This window comes from Nocardia sp. NPDC051463 (assembly GCF_040681975.1).
GTDB lineage: Bacteria > Actinomycetota > Actinomycetes > Mycobacteriales > Mycobacteriaceae > Nocardia.
This window is the reverse complement of record NZ_JBFBAB010000027.1, coordinates 14,687-33,925: the sequence shown is the minus strand read 5'-3', so window position 1 is coordinate 33,925 and position 19,239 is coordinate 14,687. Positions and strand designations below refer to the sequence as shown.

Annotated in this window: 20 protein-coding genes; 5 read left to right on the top strand and 15 right to left on the bottom strand. The window is 66.7% G+C overall.

What is annotated here, in order from left to right; genetic code table 11:
* Positions 1-24: 24 nt before the first annotated feature.
* A complete protein-coding gene (locus AB0M74_RS27800; protein WP_366529241.1) occupies positions 25-858 on the bottom strand; it encodes an NmrA family transcriptional regulator in 834 nt (277 codons plus the stop codon).
* A gap of 123 nt (positions 859-981) precedes the next feature.
* On the opposite strand from AB0M74_RS27800, the gene AB0M74_RS27795 reads away from it, so the two are divergent.
* The gene (locus AB0M74_RS27795; protein WP_366529240.1) at positions 982-1,878 is read left to right on the top strand and encodes a LysR family transcriptional regulator; all 897 of its coding nucleotides are present in this window, start codon (positions 982-984) and stop codon (positions 1,876-1,878) included.
* Positions 1,879-2,204: 326 nt separating this feature from the next.
* Here the strand turns inward: AB0M74_RS27795 and AB0M74_RS27790 are convergent, their stop codons facing one another.
* From AB0M74_RS27790 to AB0M74_RS27770, 5 genes are all read right to left on the bottom strand, one after another.
* Positions 2,205-3,113 (bottom strand): TAXI family TRAP transporter solute-binding subunit, encoded by a 909-nt coding sequence (locus AB0M74_RS27790; protein ID WP_366529299.1) that lies wholly within the window; start codon positions 3,111-3,113, stop codon positions 2,205-2,207.
* Positions 3,113-4,642 (bottom strand): HAMP domain-containing sensor histidine kinase, encoded by a 1,530-nt coding sequence (locus AB0M74_RS27785; protein ID WP_366529239.1) that lies wholly within the window; start codon positions 4,640-4,642, stop codon positions 3,113-3,115. Before AB0M74_RS27785 ends, AB0M74_RS27790 begins: the two co-directional genes overlap by 1 nt.
* Before the next feature lie 19 nt (positions 4,643-4,661).
* Positions 4,662-5,321, bottom strand: a complete 660-nt coding sequence (locus AB0M74_RS27780) for a response regulator transcription factor (RefSeq protein ID WP_366529298.1) — start codon at positions 5,319-5,321, stop codon at positions 4,662-4,664.
* 62 nt (positions 5,322-5,383) lie between these two features.
* Positions 5,384-6,790: an MFS transporter gene (locus AB0M74_RS27775; protein ID WP_366529238.1), complete on the bottom strand. Its 1,407-nt coding sequence runs from the start codon at positions 6,788-6,790 to the stop codon at positions 5,384-5,386.
* 283 nt (positions 6,791-7,073) lie between these two features.
* Positions 7,074-7,907: an LLM class F420-dependent oxidoreductase gene (locus AB0M74_RS27770; protein WP_366529237.1), complete on the bottom strand. Its 834-nt coding sequence runs from the start codon at positions 7,905-7,907 to the stop codon at positions 7,074-7,076.
* A gap of 159 nt (positions 7,908-8,066) precedes the next feature.
* Here AB0M74_RS27770 and AB0M74_RS27765 point away from each other — a divergent pair, with 159 nt between their 5' ends.
* Positions 8,067-8,513, top strand: a complete 447-nt coding sequence (locus AB0M74_RS27765; protein ID WP_366529236.1) for an Hsp20/alpha crystallin family protein — start codon at positions 8,067-8,069, stop codon at positions 8,511-8,513.
* Positions 8,514-8,648: 135 nt separating this feature from the next.
* Here the strand turns inward: AB0M74_RS27765 and truA are convergent, their stop codons facing one another.
* The 8 genes from truA to infA form a co-directional block, all read right to left on the bottom strand.
* The gene (gene truA, locus AB0M74_RS27760; protein ID WP_366529297.1) at positions 8,649-9,467 is read right to left on the bottom strand and encodes a tRNA pseudouridine(38-40) synthase TruA; all 819 of its coding nucleotides are present in this window, start codon (positions 9,465-9,467) and stop codon (positions 8,649-8,651) included.
* A 175-nt stretch (positions 9,468-9,642) separates the two neighbouring features.
* Positions 9,643-10,164 carry a 50S ribosomal protein L17 gene (gene rplQ / locus AB0M74_RS27755; RefSeq protein ID WP_366529235.1) on the bottom strand — a complete coding sequence of 174 codons (522 nt, stop codon included), beginning with the start codon at positions 10,162-10,164 and terminating at the stop codon, positions 9,643-9,645.
* A gap of 49 nt (positions 10,165-10,213) precedes the next feature.
* On the bottom strand, positions 10,214-11,272 hold the full coding sequence (locus AB0M74_RS27750; protein ID WP_040686662.1) for a DNA-directed RNA polymerase subunit alpha: 1,059 nt from the start codon (positions 11,270-11,272) through the stop codon (positions 10,214-10,216).
* Positions 11,273-11,382: 110 nt separating this feature from the next.
* Entirely contained in the window at positions 11,383-11,988 is a 606-nt protein-coding gene (rpsD, locus tag AB0M74_RS27745) for a 30S ribosomal protein S4 (protein WP_328409306.1), read from the bottom strand.
* Positions 11,989-12,009: 21 nt separating this feature from the next.
* Complete coding sequence (gene rpsK / locus AB0M74_RS27740; protein WP_040731638.1) at positions 12,010-12,423, bottom strand: 30S ribosomal protein S11; 414 nt, start codon at positions 12,421-12,423, stop codon at positions 12,010-12,012.
* Positions 12,424-12,432: 9 nt separating this feature from the next.
* Positions 12,433-12,807, bottom strand: coding sequence for a 30S ribosomal protein S13 (rpsM, locus tag AB0M74_RS27735; protein ID WP_014981767.1), 375 nt, complete (start codon positions 12,805-12,807; stop codon positions 12,433-12,435).
* A 244-nt stretch (positions 12,808-13,051) separates the two neighbouring features.
* A complete protein-coding gene (gene rpmJ, locus AB0M74_RS27730; protein WP_011207363.1) occupies positions 13,052-13,165 on the bottom strand; it encodes a 50S ribosomal protein L36 in 114 nt (37 codons plus the stop codon).
* Between the two features lie 131 nt (positions 13,166-13,296).
* On the bottom strand, positions 13,297-13,518 hold the full coding sequence (infA, locus tag AB0M74_RS27725) for a translation initiation factor IF-1 (protein WP_003418601.1): 222 nt from the start codon (positions 13,516-13,518) through the stop codon (positions 13,297-13,299).
* Between the two features lie 347 nt (positions 13,519-13,865).
* Between infA and AB0M74_RS27720 the strand changes: the two genes are divergently transcribed.
* Positions 13,866-17,243, top strand: a complete 3,378-nt coding sequence (locus AB0M74_RS27720) for an AAA family ATPase (protein ID WP_366529234.1) — start codon at positions 13,866-13,868, stop codon at positions 17,241-17,243.
* Between the two features lie 4 nt (positions 17,244-17,247).
* On the opposite strand, the gene AB0M74_RS27715 is transcribed toward AB0M74_RS27720, so the two are convergent.
* Positions 17,248-18,243, bottom strand: a complete 996-nt coding sequence (locus tag AB0M74_RS27715; RefSeq protein WP_366529233.1) for a helix-turn-helix domain-containing protein — start codon at positions 18,241-18,243, stop codon at positions 17,248-17,250.
* 100 nt (positions 18,244-18,343) lie between these two features.
* On the opposite strand from AB0M74_RS27715, the gene AB0M74_RS27710 reads away from it, so the two are divergent.
* Positions 18,344-18,811, top strand: a complete 468-nt coding sequence (locus AB0M74_RS27710; RefSeq protein ID WP_366529232.1) for a VOC family protein — start codon at positions 18,344-18,346, stop codon at positions 18,809-18,811.
* A gap of 17 nt (positions 18,812-18,828) precedes the next feature.
* On the top strand, positions 18,829-19,212 hold the full coding sequence (locus tag AB0M74_RS27705) for a hypothetical protein (RefSeq protein WP_366529231.1): 384 nt from the start codon (positions 18,829-18,831) through the stop codon (positions 19,210-19,212).
* The last annotated feature ends 27 nt before the right edge of the window (positions 19,213-19,239 follow it).

Here is a 19,239-nt window from a genome sequence, read left to right as displayed (position 1 = left end):
CGACTCCGCTCCCGCACGCGGCCCTCATTCGGCATCCCAGACACCGTCGGCCGCCGCTGCTTTCACGTACTCGGCGAAATCCCGCGGCGGACGGCCGAGACCGCGCTGCACACCGTCGCCGAGATAGGCGTTGCGGCCATCCAGAACCGTGGTGAACAGATAGCCGAGGAACTCGATCAGGTAATCGGGCACCTGAGCCTCGGCCAATGCGGCCGCATACTCCGCCGGCGACACCTGGACGTACTCGATCGAACGCCCGGTGGCCGCGGCGATTTCGGCGACCGCCTCGGCGAAGGTGAGCATGCGTGGTCCGGTCACCTCATATATCTGGCCGGCATGTCCTTCCTCAGTCAGCGCGGCCACCGCGAGATCGGCGATGTCATCGATATCGATGAACGGCTCCGGGACCGCCCCGACCGGCAGCACCAGCTGTCCGGCCCGCAGCGGGGCAAGAAACTCGCCCTCACTGAAGTTCTGGGCGAAGAAGCTGGACCGGATCACCGTCAGGTCCAGCCCCGCCTCGGCCAGCGCCTGCTCCGCGGCCTGCGCCTCCTCCTCACCGCGCCCCGACAGCAGCACCAGCCGCCGCACGCCCGCGGTCGCGGCCATCTCGCCGAAGGCACGCACCGCCTCCGGGGCACCCGGCACCGCGAGATCCGGCTGGAAGGAGACATACACCGCGCGCACATCCAGCAGCGCAGGCGCCCAGCTCGCCGGGTTGTCCCAATCGAACGGCGGGTCGACGGAGCGAGAGCCGACGCGCACCGGAGCCCCGATGGCTCGTAGCCGCTCGACGATCCGGCTGCCGGTCTTGCCTGTGCCGCCGAGCACAAGGATGTATTCGGAGGTTCTACTCATGGATCGGTGTTCCTCACTTCACGTGGACAACTACCTTTTCAAGGATTAAGAAGGGTGTTCCTGGGAACAACAACGCGTTATGCAACAACCGTTTAGGCCCACTCAACGATCGACTGGAGGGCCATGGAGCGGCATGAGATCGAGGCGTTCCTGACGCTGGCGGACGAGCTGCATTTCGGCAGAGCGGCCGAACGGCTCCGGGTGTCGCCGAGCCGGATCACCCAGATCATCCAAAGCCTCGAACGCCGAATCGGCGCACCGCTTTTCGAACGCACCAGCCGCCGCGTGACCCTCACCCCCATCGGGCAGCTACTGCGCGAGGATCTGCTCCCGGGGCACCAGCGGATTCAGCGGGCCATCCAGCGCGCCACCGCCGAGGGCCGCGGCGTCACCGGTGTGCTGAACGTCGGATTCAACGGTGCCGCCGCCGGTCAGCTGATTCTGGAGACGACCAAGCACTTCCGTACGGCACACCCCGGCAGCGAGGTGAATATCCGAGAGGTACAGGTCAACGACGGTCTCGACGGCTGGCGCAACGACGCCTTCGACATGGTGCTGATCGGCCGTCCGATCGATGAGCCCGACCTGGTCACCGGCCCAACCCTGATCAGTGAAGCGCGGATGCTCGCGGTGTCCACCCGGCATCCGCTGGCCGGGCGCGCCTCGATCTCGCTGGAGGATCTCACCGAGGTTACCCTGGTGCGGCTGCCGACGACACTGCCCGACTCGGTCGTGCAGGACCGGGTCCCATCGCACACGCCCAGTGGCGCGCCGATCGCGCACGGCAGGCGCGCCCAGACCTTCCAGGAAATCCTCACGCTCGTCGGCGCGGGCGAGGGCGCATTCATCGTTGGAGCCCAGGTCACCCGCTTCTACCTCCGACCGGACGTCACCTACCTCCCGTTCGACGACGCCCCGCCTGTCGAGTGGGGGTTCGTGTGGCGCAGCTCCCGGGAGACAGCCAGAGTTCGAGCGTTCAACGACGCCGCGGTGGAGACGAGCAAGAACCGTCAGCACTGATCCCGCTGTGGAGCAACGAGATGCTGCAGAACCCGCAGTGGGAGAGGTCAACCTCGCGTTCCCACCTAGCATGTGGTCGCCTACCTTGCTACCGTCCGAAGGCATTTTCAGGACCGGGTGACTGCGAGGGCAGCGCACGAGCACATGGCCGAGAATCAAAGGGGCCGTTGGCTTCTACTCATCGTCATCACGGCGGTGATGTGATCATCGCGATGTTCGTTCACACGACCGCGCCCGAGATTGTGGCCAACGCGTTTCTTCCGATCTCGGGTTCTCCTTCGGTCAGATCACCGGTCGAGGTAGTCGGACAGCGGAATGAGCCCCTCTCAACCGTGTCGGCGCCGATACACCGCTGCCGCACCGGGATGCAGCGGTACCGAACCCGTTCCGATCAGTGAGCGGGCATCCAGGAATTGGGTGCCCGCGGCCTCGGCCGGGACCAGCGCGTCGGCGGAGGAAACCAGCAGGTCGACGATCGCCGCCGCGGCCTCGTCCGGCAGCGACGGCGCGGCGAGCAGCAGATTCGCGACGCCCACCGTGTGCACCGCGAGGCCACCGGGATAGGCATCAGCGGGAATCTCGACGCGGTCGTAGAGGTAGCCGAACCGCTCTCGCATCGGCACCGCCAACTCACCCAGGTCGACCAGGCGCATCCGCCGCGGTACCTCGAGCGCGCTGGTGGGCACGCCGCCCGCCCAGAGCAGCGCGTCGATTTCCTCGGAGTCCAACGCCGCCACCGCCTCCCGCAACGGCCGGTGCGCGATCGACACATCCACCGCCGGATCCAAGCCCGCGGCCCACAACAGCCGCTCGCCGGTGACCGCGGCACCCGAGCCCGCGGCTCCGAGGTTGACCCGAGTGCCGCGCAGGTCGGCGACGCGGTGAATGGGACTGTCCGCCCGTACCGCGAGCTGCAGATAGTTCTCGTAGACGCGCCCGAGCGCCAGCACCCGATCGCGCTCCCCCACCGAATCCGACAGCGTCAGTGCCGCATCCACCTCGCCCGCAGCAAGGCGCGCGAGATTCTCCTGCGAGCCCGAGGTTGTCACCGGTTCGATCCTTACCCCACCCGCCTGTTCCGCGACTGCCGCGAGTAGCCGAGCGAAGGCATGGTAGAGCCCACCCGCCTCACCAGAAGCCAACCGTACGTTGACACCACCCGCGTCCGCGCCGCATCCCGAAATCCCCGCAATGGCCCCGAACATGGCCAGCGCCAAAAAATTCCGACGCCGCATCACCGCTCGACCACCCTCGGTAGACGGATACGGATCGCGAGGCCGTGCGGGTCGACCGGCTCGACGGTCAACGTGCCGCCGCGGGCCTGGGTGAGGGCGGCGGCGATCGGGAGACCGAGGCCAGAGCCGCCCGCGGGTGCGGTGACGCCACGGTAGAAGCGGGTGACGAGTCTGTCGATCTCCTCAGGGGCTACTCCGGGGCCGTCGTCGCGGACGGTCACCGTCACCCAACCGGGCTCGGTGGCGACGACAATCGCGGTGTGTGCGCCGGAGCCCGCGTAGCGGCACGAATTGCTCAGGGGCACATCGAGTATCTGCGCGAGGACGTCCGCGGGAACCGCAACGTCCGCGCCATGTCGATCGACCTGCCAGTCGCTCGAAGCATCGTATTCAGCGACCCGCGAGTCGCTGGTCGCGTGAGTGGCGGCGACCGGTAGACGGCTGACGACATCGCCTCCGACCACCGGCTCGCCCCACGCACCCAGGTGCATGCCCGCACTCTCGAAAGCGGAGTGCCACGCATCGATCCGATCGGCGACTACTTGCACTGCGTCGCAATGGTTTTCAGCGCTACCGGCGGTGTGCGCAGCTTCGAAGGCGGCGGGGGTCTCGGCTACCGCCAGGCTGAGTAGGCCGTCGAGTAGCGCGGTCAGGCGTTCGACCTCGGCACTCGCGCGGTGGAAGGTTGCCGTCGCACCTTCCGGGATGGCGGGCTCCAGCGAATCGAGACGAATCGTCAAAGCCGCCAGCGGGTTACGCATGGCGTGGGCGGTGTCGGCGACGAGCTGACGTTGGGCGTCCGCCGAGTCGGCGACGGCAAGCGCCATGGCGTCGAACGATTCCGCGACGGCCCGCATTTCGGGCGGCCCGCCGTGGCGGCGGGCGATGGAGGGTGCGACTACTTCGGTGCGCGGTTTCGGCAGTGACGCGGTCAGGTCCGCGACCGCGTGCGATAACGCGGCCAGCGGTCGCAGCACCCAGCGGCTCAGGGTCAGTGCCAGCAGCGTGAATACCACCATGGCGACAACGGCTCCCGCCGCGATCACCGCCCATGCCTTCGCGATATCGGCGCGCGCCCGCGCAGTGGACGCCTCGATCACTACGGCACCATTGACCTGCACGCCGGTCCCGACCGGTCGAGCGACCAGCATGGTCGGCGCGCCCCACGGCATCAGCCGGTTGATCGGCTGCGGTCGCTGATTTCGGCGCGCGGCGGCCACCGCGGCGACGATGGCGGAATCATCGATATCCACGGCCGCATTGACCGTCGGCGCGCCGCGCGCGTCTACCACGAGCACAGGCTCGCCGTAGAGCTCGTGGTAGCGGCCGACCTCCTCGGCCAGCGCACGGACATCCCCGTCCGCGGCCGCGGCATCAGCCAGGGTGGCGAAACGATCGGCGTCACCGGAACGGCCGAGTACCAGCTCCTGGGTCCGGCTGGTGGCGAAGGTCAGCGACAGCGGCACCGCGAACGCGAGCACCGCGAGCGCCGCGAACACCGTCAACGCGATCAGTAGCCGTCGACGCATCCCGGCTCCACTCCCCGGCTCATTGTCCCCACCGATAGCCGTAGCCGCGGATGGTGGTGATCAGACCGGGCCTGGCCAGCTTCGCGCGCAGTGCGGTCATGTGCACGTCCAGCGACCGCGACACCGCGACGAACGCGTCACCCCAGATGCGGTCCATCAGTTGCTGGCGGCTCACCGCGGCGCCCGGCCGCTCGACGAGCACCTCCACCAACTCGAACTCCTTCTGCGTCAACGCGAGCGGCGCCCCACCGACCTCGACCACCCTGGCAACGAGATCCACCCGCACATCCCCCGTGACCACCTCCACGCGCATCGGCTCCGCCGCCACCGCCGCGCGCCGCATGACCGTCTCCAGCCGAGCCATCAACTCGGCGATCCGCGGTGGCTTCACCAGGTAGTCGTCGGCGCCGCCGCGCAGCCCGCGCACGATGGAGCGTTCGTCGCTGCGGGCGGTCAGGATCAGCACCGGTACCGAGCTCACCTCACGCAGCTGCCGCAGTACCTGCAGCCCGTCGGCGTCGGGCAGGCCGAGATCGAGGATCACCGCGTCGTAGCCGCGATGCGCGATCAGCAGATCCACGCCCCTTCGCAGGCGTTCGGCGCGGTAGCCGCGGGCGTTGAGCGCCTCTACCAGGGCGTCGCCAACACCGTCGTCGTCTTCGACCACAGCAAGCCGCACGCGCCGATCCTCCCACAGGCGACGATCGGCGGGTGCGCGCACAACCTCGTTGACCACAGCCGTCAGGGGCGTGCGGGCGCGAGCTTCCGTTCTTTATCCGGCTTCCGTTCTGTATCCGGCGCGGACGCGGCGGCCGACGCCGATGCCTCGGCGTCGATGGTCGACTCCGTCGACGTTTCCCGCATGAAGTAGTACGTGACCAGCGAGATTCCGATGCAGCCCGCGACGTACCAGAAGAACAGCGACTCGTGGCCCGCCTTCTTCAGTGCGACCGCGATCATCTCCGCGGTGCCGCCGAAGATGGCGACCGTCAGCGCGTATGGCAGGCCGACGCCGAGCGCGCGGATCTTGGTCGGGAAAAGCTCGGCCTTCACGATCGCGTTGATCGAGGTGTAGCCGGTGATGATGACCAGCGCAACCATCATCAGCGCCCACGCGCCGATCGGGTTCTTCGTATGGGCGAGCACAGTCATGATCGGCACGGTCAACAGGGTTCCTGCGACACCGAAGAACATCAGCAGCTTGCGCCTGCCGATCCGGTCCGACAGCGCACCGGACAACGGCTGCAACACCACGAACGCCAGCAGCGCGACGAAGTTGATCCACGCCACCGTCGGCTTGGAGATGCCGGAGGTATAGATCATGAACTTCTGCATGTAGGTGGTGTAGGTGTAGAACGCCACGGTGCCGCCTAGGGTCAGGCCCATCACCAGCAGGCACTCCCGGGGATACTGCAGCAGCATCCGCAGCGAGCCACGCGGCGGCGCGGGCTTGCCGCTCGCGGCTGCCGTGTCGATCCGCTCGGCCGCGATGACGGCCTCGAACTGCTCGGACTCGTCCATGCTGCGCCGCAGCCACATCACCACCAGCGCACTCGCCGCGCCGATGACGAACGGAATCCGCCAGCCCCAGTTATCCATCTGGGCGTTGTCGAGGAACTGCTGCAGGACGATCTGCACACCCAGCGCGACCAACTGGCCCGCGACCAGGGTGACGTACTGAAAGCTCGAGTAGAACCCACGCTTGCCCGCAGAAGCCACCTCCGACAAATACGTTGCGCTGGTGGCGTATTCACCGCCGACCGACAACCCTTGTAGCAGCCGGGCCAGCAGCAGGATGATCGGGGCGGCGAGTCCGATCGTCTGATACCCGGGGGTCAGCGCGATCAGCAACGAGCCCGACGCCATCACGCTGACCGACAGGGTCAGCGCCGAGCGGCGGCCGAACCGGTCGGCGTAGCGGCCGAGCAGCCAGCCGCCGATCGGACGCATCAGGAAGCCGACCGCGAACACCGCGGCGGTCGACAACAGCCGTGCCGCCGGATCATCAGCGGGGAAGAATGTTTTCGCGAAGTACACACTGAAAGCCGCGTAGACATACCAGTCGTACCACTCGACGAGATTGCCGACAGATCCGCGAAGCACGTTCGCAATCACCCGGCGCTCGCTCACGGGCTGTGTCTTGGTCACAAGATCTCCTTCATCGACGCATCAGCGCGTCAGGTGAGATCGAGTGTGTCTGCTGTCACAGTCGCCGGGGAATGGTCCTGGTGGGTTTCTTACAGTCCCTTAGGACGATCGACTCGGCGAAATCTCCTGGTCGCGGACTACCGCGGGAGCAACGGCACCGCCGCGGTCGCCGCCCGGCGCGGCCACATCCGCGGCGGTGCGGCTGGATCACGCAGGCACCGAACTGTTCGGCCTCGGCGCCGCGCACTTCGACGGATTTGCGTCAGATGCCCAGCGGCACGCCTCAGGACAGCGCGGCAAGCTTTGGCGCCAGCGCACGCAGTGTCTGCTGAGGGTCCTCGTCGAGCACCTGCACCACAACGTGATCGGCGCCCGCGCGCAGATGCGCGGCCAGCTGATCGGCAATCGAATCGGTGGTGCCATGGGCGACCAGCGCGTCGTGGAGCCGGTCACTGCCCGGCCGGGTGAGGTCCTCGTCGGCGAATCCGAGGCGACGCAGATTCGCGACATAGTTCTGGAGATCCAGATAGAACTCGACACGCGGACGAGCCGTCGCGCGCGCCCGCACCGGATCGGTGTCCAGCACGACCTTGTGCTCGGTCGCCAACACCGCGTCCGCACCGAGCACCTGCCGAGCCCTCGCGGTGTGTGCGGGGGTGACCAGGTAGGGCAGCGCGCCCGCGGTGCGATCCGCCGCCAGCTTCAGCACCCGGGGGCCGAGCGCGGCCAAGGCGCGCCGCTGTTTCGGCACTCCGGCCTCGTCCAGCTCGTCGAGGTAGTCGACGAGCGCGTCGTAGGGCTTGCGGTAGTTGCCTGCGTGTTCCGGATGGCCGGCGCCGAGGCCGAGCAGGAAACGACCGGGAAAACGCGCCTCGATCCGGTGAAACGACTCCGCCACCTGCTTCGCGGGCGCGGACCAGATGTTGACGATGCTGGTGGCCACGGTGATCGACTCGGTCGCGTCCAGCAGCGTCTCCACCTCGGACAACTCGGCGGGCGGCGAGGCCCCCAGCCACAGGGTGCCGTAACCCAGCTCCTCCAACTCCCGCGCTTGCTCGGGGTCGAACCCCGTGTAGTCGCGCCATACGCCGAACCGTCCGAGCTGCTCGATAGCCATATCTGAAGCGAACGGCCATGAGGTGGCGCCTATTCCACCCGCCGAGATCCGAAAGGCAGATCTGGCACTCACCCATGGAGAGTGCTAAATTTGTCGGTGCACAGCTTCCGGCGCTCACCGCCGTGGTGAGTGTCACCGACGGGGATGGAGGTGATTGCTGTGCTGAGGTTCGATCCGTTTCATGACATCGATACCGTCGCCCGCCAATTGCTGGGCGAATCCGCTGGTACCACCCGCGCTCCGCGATTCATGCCGATGGATCTGTTCAGGGCAGGCGACCATTACGTGCTGAACGCCGACCTGCCCGGAGTCGACCCCGGTTCGGTCGACGTCAGCGTCGACAACGGCACACTCACGTTGCGCGCGCAACGCAGCACACCGAGCGACGAAGGCGTCCAGTGGATTGCCTCCGAGCGCTTCGCGGGCTCATTCATGCGCCAGCTCTCACTCGGCGACAACGTGGATGCCGACAAGATCAGCGCGACCTACAACAACGGCGTGCTGTCGGTGACAATCCCGATTGCCGAGAAGGCCAAGCCACGCCGCATCGAGATCTCCGGCTCGTCGTCGCAGCCGAAGACCATCGAAGCGGGTTCGTCGAGCTGACCCGTTTCCCGCTCCCGCTCCGTGTGGCGAGTCGCGGTGCGGGAGTACCCTTTTCGCGACTCGAGCGGCAGCGCCCGCACGCCACCGGATCTGTGGTGCGATCAGGCGGCGGCTGCCCGCCGCGACCGGGTCCGATCAGTCTCCGCAGCAACCCTCGTCCGGCATCGGTACCGACCGCATTTCGCGCGTCTCGGCATTGCGAGCGGCGAGGTCGGCATCGGCGGGATAGTCGACGGCGATCAGGCTCAAACCGTGCGCGGGGGCCACCGTGACCGAGCTCGAGCGCTCGGTTTCCTTCAGCAGCGCAGCAACCCAATCGGGTGTACGTCGCCCCTCCCCGACAGCGAGCGCAGCGCCGACCAAGCTGCGGACCATCGACCAGCAGAAGGCATCGGCGCTGACATAGGCGGTCAATGCGTCACCGTCGCGTTCCCAGTCGTAGCGCTGGAGTTCGCGCACCGTGGTCGCACCATCACGTCGGCGGCAGAACGCGGCAAAGTTGTGCAGTCCGAGTAGCTTTCGCGAAGCTTCGCGCATGGCGTCGACATCGACATCGGACCGGCAGGCGACCACGCTGCGCGCCTGCAGCGGTTCGGCGCCGTAGGGCGCGGTGGTCAGTCGATAGGCGTAGTGCCGACGGATCGCGGAAAAGCGGGCATCGAATTCGGGCGGTGCGACGCGAGCAGCCTTGATACGCACGTCTTTCGGCAGAAACCGCGCCATCCGATGCACCAGCTTCGCGCCATCGAATTCGGCGGTCGTATCGAAATGCGCGACCTGCCCTTCGGCGTGCACACCCGCGTCGGTGCGGCCTGCGACGGTCAACTGCACCGACTCGCGGAATACCTTGCTCAGCGATTCCTCCAGCACGCCCTGCACCGTGCGCAGCCCGGGCTGACGCGCCCAGCCGGTGAAATCGGTACCGTCGTAACCGATATCGAGCCGGACGCGAATCGTTTCGGTCTGCGCGCCCGCCACAGACAGCGAATCCCGCACCGACTCAACCGAATCGGACGCCGCGGTCGAACCCACCGAATCCTCCACAGTCACAACGCTCTCCTGGTCAACGCGAACGAGCCCGCCGACCCGGAAACGGGTGGCGGGCTCGTTCGAGAACTCCGACGCGAGGTCAGGCGTCCTTCTTGTCCTCAGCGGCCTCGTCGGCAGCCGGGGCCTCGGCCTCAGCGGTCTCGGCGACAGCCTCGTCGGCGGTCTCCTCGACAACCTCGGCGACCGGTGCCTCGGCCTTGGACGCGGCAACACGGCGAGCGCGGTCGGCCTCGTTGGTCACGGTCTTCTCGCGAACCAGCTCGATGATCGCCATCGGCGCGTTGTCACCCTTGCGGGGCAGCGTCTTGGTGATACGGGTGTAACCACCCTCGCGACCCTCGAACGACGGGCCGATCGTGGCGAAGAGCTCGTGCACGACGTCCTTGTTGCGGATCACCTTGAGCACCTCGCGACGGTCGGCAAGAGTGCCGGCCTTCGCCTTGGTGACAAGCTTTTCGGCGTAGGGGCGCAGCGCCTTGGCCTTGGCCTCGGTGGTCGAAATACGACCGTGCTCGAAGAGCGCCGTCGCCAGATTGGCGAAGATCGCCTTCTGGTGCGACGCCGACCCGCCGAAGCGAGCACCCTTCTTGGGCTTGGGCATTGTGTGTTCTCCTTGAGTAAGGCCTGGCCGGGGTGCCTACCCCAGCGGCCTAGAGCTGTTCGGTCTCGGCGTAGTCCTGCTCGCCGCCATCGGTGTCACTGAACGTGCCGCTGTCGCTCCACGTTCCAGTGCTCGCGTCGTAACCCACCACGGACGAAGGATCGAACGACGCCGGGCTGTCCTTGAGCGAGAGGCCGAGCGCGTGCAGCTTGACCTTGACCTCGTCGATGGACTTCTGGCCGAAGTTGCGGATGTCCAGCAGGTCCGACTCGGTGCGGGCAACGAGCTCGCCCACGGTGTGCACACCCTCGCGCTTGAGGCAGTTGTAGGACCGGACCGTGAGGTCCAGGTCCTCGATCGGCAGACCGAACGAAGCGATGTGATCCGCCTCGGCCGGCGACGGGCCGATCTCGATGCCTTCGGCCTCGACGTTCAGCTCACGGGCCAGGCCGAAGAGCTCGACCAGTGTCTTGCCCGCCGAAGCGAGCGCATCCCGTGCGGTGATGGAGTTCTTGGTCTCCACGTCCAGGATCAGACGGTCGAAGTCGGTGCGCTGCTCGACACGGGTGGCCTCGACCTTGTAGGTCACCTTGAGCACCGGCGAGTAGATCGAATCCACCGGGATCCGGCCGATTTCCGCGCCGGACGCCTTGTTCTGCACGGCAGGGACGTAACCGCGACCGCGCTCGACAACGAGCTCGATCTCCAGCTTGCCCTTGTCGTTCAGGGTGGCGATGTGCATGTCCGGGTTGTGCACGACAACACCGGCGGGCGGGACGATGTCACCGGCGGTGACGGTGCCCGGGCCCTGCTTACGCACGTACATCGTGACCGGCTCGTCCTCTTCCGAGGACACGACCAGGCCCTTGAGGTTCAGGATGATGTCGGTGACATCTTCCTTCACACCGGGAACCGTGGTGAACTCGTGCAGGACGCCGTCGATGCGGATGCTCGTGACCGCGGCCCCCGGGATCGAGGACAGCAGGGTACGCCGCAGCGAGTTGCCGAGGGTGTAACCGAAGCCCGGCTCGAGCGGTTCGATGGTGAACTTCGAGCGGTTCTCGGCGACGACCTCTTCGGTCAGCGTCGGACGCTGTGAAATCAGCATTAGGAATCATCCTCCTGTACGGGCGCCCACTATTTGACGCCCACGTTATGGGGGTTGTGTGTGGTCGCGAGCGGTCGCTCGCGACCACACACCAGCAGCGTTGAAGCTGTTTACTTCGAGTAGTACTCGACGATCAGCTGTTCCTGCAGCGGCACATCGATCTGAGCGCGCTCGGGCACCTGGTGAACCAGGATGCGCAGACGGCCCGGGATCACCTGCAGCCAGCCGGGAACCGGACGGTCACCGACGGTCTCGCGAGCAACCTGGAACGGCAGCGTGCCGAGCGACTTCTCCTTGACATCGATGATGTCGTACTGGGTCACCTGGAAGCTGGGCACGTTCACGCTCTTGTTGTTGACCGTGAAGTGGCCGTGGCTGACCAGCTGGCGAGCCTGACGACGGGTACGCGCGAGACCCGCGCGGTACACCACGTTGTCCAGTCGGCACTCGAGCAGACGCAGCAGGTTGTCACCGGTCTTGCCCTTGAGGCGGTTGGCCTCCTTGTAGTACCGGCTGAACTGCTTCTCCATGACGCCGTAGGCGAAGCGAGCCTTCTGCTTCTCCTGCAGCTGGAGCAGGTACTCGCTCTCCTTGATCCGCGCGCGGCCGTGTTGGCCGGGCGGGTAGGGGCGACGCTCGAACGCCTGGTCGCCTCCGACGAGGTCGACACGCAGACGACGCGACTTGCGGGTGATGGGGCCTGTATAACGAGCCATTTGTTATCTAATCCTTTCCCGCTAGACGCGACGCCGCTTGGGCGGACGGCAGCCGTTGTGCGGCTGCGGGGTGACATCGGAAATCGTGCCGACCTCGAGGCCTGCGGCCTGCAGCGAACGGATCGCGGTCTCGCGACCCGAACCCGGGCCCTTCACGAAGACATCGACCTTCTTGACACCGTTCTCCTGCGCCTTGCGGGCAGCGTTCTCGGCGGCGAGCTGCGCGGCGAACGGGGTCGACTTGCGCGAGCCCTTGAAGCCGACATGGCCCGACGACGCCCAGGAAATGACGTTGCCTGCCGGATCGGTGATCGACACGATGGTGTTGTTGAACGTGCTCTTGATGTGTGCGTGGCCGTGCGGGACGTTCTTCTTTTCCCGGCGACGCGACTTCTGGGTCTTCTTCGGGCCGGAGGCCCGTGACTTCGGAGGCATCGGTTATCCCTACTTCTTCTTGCCGGCGACGGTGCGCTTCGGGCCCTTGCGGGTACGAGCGTTGGTCTTGGTGCGCTGGCCACGCACGGGCAGACCACGACGGTGGCGCAGACCCTGGTAGCAGCCGATCTCGATCTTGCGACGGATGTCGGCCTGCACCTCGCGGCGCAGGTCACCTTCGACCTTGAGCTCGGGCGAGCTCTCGATGTAGTCACGCAGCTGCGTGACCTGATCGTCGCTGAGGTCCTTGCTGCGCAGGTCCGGGCTGACGCCGGTCGCCGCGAGGATCTCCTTGGAGCGGGTACGGCCGATGCCGTAGATGTAAGTCAGCGCGATCTCCATGCGCTTTTCGCGCGGGAGATCAACGCCCATGAGACGTGCCATGTGGCAGGTTCCTTAACTGTTGCGGAGGTCTGCTCCCTGTCCGTCCCCTCGTCTTGGTGGGGCCCCGGCCTCCGAACCGGGGGTTGGCACGCACACCTTCAGGCATTGAGATCCTCGACAGTTCGTCGAAACCATCGCTACCCGAAATTCCGCAGTGTGCGGCTGGAGCTGGGAGTTCTTCTTTTGTGTGGCCAAGCCGATCAGTGATCGGTGCCCGGCTGGTGATCGACTACGAAGAGCCGGATCAGCCCTGGCGCTGCTTGTGGCGCAGGTTGTCGCAGATCACCATGACCCGCCCGTGACGGCGGATCACCTTGCACTTCTCGCAGATCTTCTTGACGCTCGGCTGAACCTTCACGTCCGTCCAATCTTCTTATGGTTCACACGGGTGTGAACACAGTTTTTCCCCAGCCGACGGCTGGGGAAGTCTCTGTGGGTGAGCCTTGCGGCTCATGTGTTCGCGCTGCACCCCGACGGGAGCGGGCGCGATCACTTGTAGCGGTAAACGATGCGGCCGCGCGACAGGTCGTAGGGTGAAAGCTCGACGACCACACGGTCCTCGGGGAGGATACGAATGTAGTGCTGCCGCATCTTCCCGCTGATGTGCGCGAGAACCTTGTGACCGTTCTCGAGCTCGATCCGGAACATCGCATTGGGCAGCGGCTCGACAACTCGACCCTCGACCTCGATGGCCCCGTCTTTCTTCGCCATGTCCTCCGCGATCCTGGTTTACGCTCAAACCTGGTTTGAATGGTTCATGTCTGCTTGCATGGACCCGCCGACGAACAGGACGGTCGCATGCAAACAGTCGGCGCATAGGTGCACCGCCGGTCCAGCTTACCGGGCGGTACCAGATCCGGCAAAAATGGCTCCCCGAGAACCCCCCCGAGCGGGAGAAGTCCCGGTGGATCGGCGACAAGTGATCTTCGCGTAAACTGGCCGCTGTCCAGGAATCGGTCCAGCAGAACCAAGGGGGATGTGGTGAGCGAGCGTAGCGAGCGAACCATGGGCACAGCGCCCCCGGGCACAGCGCAGGCGAGCGCTGGCGAGGCGGCGCTGTGAGCCGTAACAACGACGGCCTCCCCATGCTGCCACCGTGGCTATCCGAGAGCGAAGTCACACAGGTCGGCTACGAAGCACCCGTACAGAACCTGCCACACCAAGAACTCATCGACGAAGCGCCCCGGCGCGGCCGTTTCAAGTCTCGCTCCCCCGAGGGTGATCGCCCGGACCCCAATCCGACACGCAGAGACAAGCGGCGCAAGGGCTGGCGTAGGGACAAGGACGAGCACGGCGAACAGCAGCAGGATCAGCTGCCGCACCCCGGCCCACCCGAACCGTCGCGTGGACCCGAGTTCCAGCGCGGGCCCGAAGAGCAACGCGAGCCCGAGTTCCAGCGCGGTCCGCAACCGCAGCACACACCGCGATCGCAACCAGATCCGCACCAACAGAACGAGTCCCGGCCGCCGCAGCAGCGCCAGCAGGCGCCGGGCCAGCCGCCAGCGAGTCCGGACAACTCGTGGCAGTCGGCGCCGCTGCCGACGCGCAACCCGAGCAGGCCGTCGGAGGGCTTCCAGCCGCTCGGTGCACGGCCGGTCGACGCGCCCCCGGAGCCACTCGCTTCGACCGAATCCACGGTGCGCTACCAGCAGCACCCCGATTCGCCGACATCTGCGCCGAGACCAGATCCAGCTGCGGCACAAGCGTTGTCGCAGCCGCGGCCGACCGCCGGCGAGCAACCCGTCGCGCCGACCGATCTTTCGACACCGTCGGCCGAACTCCATGCCACGCCGACGACGCCGGAACCCGATGGGCCGCCGCCGTGGCTCGCCGGACCCGATTCCGATCACAGCCGGATGGATCCGGATGCCCCGACCATCGGTCCACGCAACCTCGCAGGCCCAACGGCTCCCCTGGAGCACGGACCCGAATCGACCGCCGCGCCCGCGGACGGCGGCCCCGGCTTCGAGCCCGAAGCACCGAACGCCGATCCCGCGGACGCCGCCTATCGATCAGCTCCTGCCGCAACGCAACAGCGGGCGCACCACGGTGAACTCGGCGCATCGGACCTCTCGCGGCCCGATCAGCCGCAGTCGGCGGTCCCCCCCAGCACGGACGGTCCGCCACCGTGGCTGAGCGGCGAACGCGCCGATGGCGCTCAGCGGGTTGCCGAGCAGTCCGCGCCGGTGCCGCATCGCCCCGAACTTCCACCGCCCCCTGGCGAATTCGACACGCACGTGTCGATGGACCACGAAATACCCACTGCCGCTACCGGTGCCGCGCCCATGGCGGCGGGCCAGTGGCCGGAACCGCACGGCGCCATCTCGACACTCGACCAGAGCCCCAACGCTTTCGAGCCGTCGACCGCACGGCCTGCCGTACCCGAGTCCCCGGCACGGGGCCGCCACCGACTCGCATCGGAGATCGATGCCGACGAGGCGGCTGCCGAGCCCAACGACCAGGCACAGACCTCGATGCCCGGTCAGCAAGCAACCTCCGACCGACCGATGCCGCAAGGACGAAGCGAGCCGTGGCAGAACCCGGCGGCGTTCGCGCAACCGCCATCGGGTCCACAGGCTCCCACCGGATACGCCCAACCTGCGATGCCGGCACAGGCACCGACCGGCGAGCCATGGCAGAACCCGACCGGATACGGGCAGCACCCCCCAGCGAGTCCACAGACATCGAGCGGAAGCCAGTGGGGTCCAACAGGATTCGGACAGTCACCGGCAGGGCCGCCCGCACCGGAACAGATTCGCCCTGCTCCGCATCCCACGGGCGGCAGTCAGCCGACCCCGCACGCACCCGGTAACACCCAGTGGCAGAACCCAGCCGGATTCGGACAGCCACCGGCGGGACCGCACACCCCGGCCCGCGATCAGCCGATGCCACAGACACCCGGCGGCGGCCGGTGGGGCCCAACAGGATTCGGGCAGTCACCGACCGGGCCGCCCGCACCGGAACAAGATCACCCTGTTCAGTACCACCCGAGTGGCGGCGGGCCGACGCCACAAGCACCCACGGACACACCGTCGGGATTCGCGCAGTCACCCGCCGGTCCGCACGTACCAGGCAGCGCCCCAACAGGATTCACGCAGCCAACCGCTGGACCGCCGGTCGGCGACCCGGCGGGGTTCGGACGACCACCCACCGGAGCACCCGCACAGGTCGGCGACCCGGCAGGATTCGGACAACCGCCTACGGGACCGCAAGCACCAGACAGCCAGACGTCGGGCAGCCAGTGGAGCAATCCAGTCGGCCCGGGACAGCCTGCAGCGCAACGGCAGTCACACATCGGCGACCCGGCAGGATTCGGACGGTCGCACGCACCAGGCGGCAACCAGCCGCCGCCAGCGGGCAGTGAGCAGTGGCAGCGCGCAGCGGGGCACGGGCAGCAGCCTCCGACGGGGACGGGGTCGGATGCCTCGGGGTGGGGACAGCCGCAGGCCGGTCCGCATCCTGCAGCGCCTGCGCAGCAGCAACCGGGTCCGCACCACCAGCACATCCCGCAGCCGTCGCTCGACGACGTCCCGTTGCGGCGCGCCAAGAAAACGCCGGGTAGCGGCTGGCGCAAGGCCGTGCACCATGTGTCCGGCGGTGCGATCAATCCGGGGATGTCCGCGGAGGAGATCCGGCTACAGGAATTGGTCGCACGAATCAGGCAGCCGGTGCGCGGTGACTACCGGATCGCGGTGCTGTCGTTGAAGGGCGGCGTCGGAAAGACCACCACGACCATGGGTCTCGGGTCGATTTTCTCGTCCATCCGTGGCGACCGGGTGATCGCGGTGGACGCCAACCCGGACTTCGGCACCCTCTCGCAGCGGGTGCCGCTGCAGACGCGGTCGACGGTGCGTGATCTATTGCTCGATTCGGCGATCCAACGGTACTCGGATGTGCGCAGGCATACCTCGCAGGGCACGAGTCGACTGGAAGTTCTTGCCAGCGAACGGGATCCGGCGGCCTCCGAGGCGTTCAGCGACGACGAGTACCGTGCTGTCGCCCGAATCCTGCAGCGCTTCTACAACATTATCCTCACCGACTGCGGTACCGGGCTCATGCACTCGGCCATGGGTGGGGTGCTCGATCTGGCGCATTCCCTGGTGCTGATCTCCTCTGCCGCGATCGACGGAGCGCGCAGCGCGGCGGCAACGCTCGATTGGTTGTCGCTACACGGCCACGATCACCTGGTTCGCAATGCGGTGGTGGTGATCAATCTGCCGCGCGAGGGGTCACCGAATGTCGGCATCCAGCAGCTGCGCGAATACTTCCTGTCGCGCTGTCGCGCCGTGCACGTCATCCCCTTCGACGAGCATCTGTCGGAAGGCGCCGAGATCGACCTGCATCGCCTGCACAAGACCACCAAGCGCGCGTATGTCGAACTCGCCGCGACGGTCGCCGACGAATTCAGCGTGGATCACCACCGCTACCGGAACTGATCGTTCACCAGGACAGCCGGGAGGCTCGGATATCGGCAATGCTCCTGCCGCGGCGGCGACGGAAGAGGCTGCGCAGGGTTCCGGCGTTGAGATATCCGACCTTGGCAGCCACCGAATCGATGGTCAGCGGGGTGGTTCGCAGCAGGTGCGTGGCACGTTCCAGCCGTATCTCGTTGACGAAATCCCTGGGGGATATCCCGAGTTCGGCGTGGGTTGCGCGTTGGAGGCTGCGTTCGGTGACGCCTAGTTCCTGTGCCGCACTGGAAATCAGGAACTGCTCGGCGAGATGGTCACGGACCCAACGTTCGAAAGCCGCGACCAACGAATCGCCCCGGGCGATCACTTCGGGTACCGCGAAGTGGGCCTGCGTATGTCGGTCGCCGAATGCCAGGTATTTGGCCACCAGTTCGGCCAGTGCCGGACTCTTCGCCGAGATCAGGGACAAGGCCAGATCCAGATGGGACAACGCCGTGCCCGCCGTGGTGACCTGATCGCCCCGGCACAGGATCCGGCTCTCGTCGAGAACGATTCTCGGATACCTACGGCGAAAGGCCGGGCCGAGCCACCAGCTCGTCGTCGCTTGCGCACCATCCAGCACACCCGCCTCGGCCAGGAAAAAAGTGCCGGTGCAGGCCGCGGCCAGGTGGACACCTGCACCGCGTGCTCGCGTAATCAAGTCCAGTACAGGCAGATTGGGTACCGAGGAGACCATCCCGATCAGGGTTTCGGGATCCCGAACGGACACCGCGGGAACGATCATCAGACCGAATTCGCCGGGCAGTTCGCCCAGCGGCATGGTCGGCACGAGATAGCCGTTGCCCGATCGGACGCTCTCGCCCAGTGACACGGCCTGCATATTCCAGGGGTCGATGGAGCTATCGCATTCGCCGCGCAGCGCGTTCGCGGTGTTGAACGTTTCCAGCAGGGCGGCGAATCCGAAATCGGCCACCCCATCGACCACGAATACCGCGACATCCATGTCGTCTACAGTACTGAACATGTCGTTTCCGACACTCGAATATTTGTGATGCGCGCCCTAGTGTTCCTGACGACGCCGACCACCGGCAGTCGTATTCCGGGCATCTCACGGCGGAGTTTTCATGACGACAATCGCAACCACCGGCATCCACCATGTGCGGCTGACGGTGACGAATCTGGCGCGTTCCCGCGCCTTCTACCAGGATGTACTCGGTTTCGAGATCGCCGCGCAGTCGCCGGGCAGCCCGGATGATCCGCAGGTGCGCGCCGATCCGGCCCAGCTCTACGGCGGGGTCGTTTTCCAGACCAACGGGATGCTGTTCGGCCTGCGCCCCGTGGCGGCGACCACCGACCGGTTCGACTCCGAGCGGGTCGGGCTCGATCACCTCAGCTTCGCGGTGTCATCGGTGGACGAGCTGGCCGACACCGCTGCCCGGCTGGACGCGGCCGGGATCGAACACGGCGAAGTCACCGCGCTCGACGCGTTCGGCATCGCGATCCTGTCGTTCAGCGACCCGGACGGCATTCATCTCGAACTCACCGCACCACTGGAAAGCAGCGAGACACCATCGATCTCAGTGCCGTCGTAACTGACCGGTTTCGCATCATGTCAGTACTGCCGGAACAACTCGAAGCATGGCCGATCAGGCTCGGGCGCTGCGACAGCGCGCCCGAGCACCTGACACCGGCGAGCGCGCATCGGATCATGCAGACCCACGCACACTGGATGGGATCACCGTGTGCGCAACGCCGAGCGGCGTTGCACTACCTGGTCCGCACGGGACGGTTGGTGCTCGACGCACGGCGCCGCCATCTGCGGGTGTCGTTCCCACATCTCGAGGCACCCCTGGACTTCCAATGTGACTGTGCGGCTGCGGAAGAGTTCGCGACCATACTGGACCGAACCCGCACCGACCTCGAAGTCGTCATCGACCGAAACGTGCATCCCGACATGCCCCCGCTGCCATGCGCGACACTGTGGTCGACATGACAACGACGCCCAATGCGCCACTGGCAC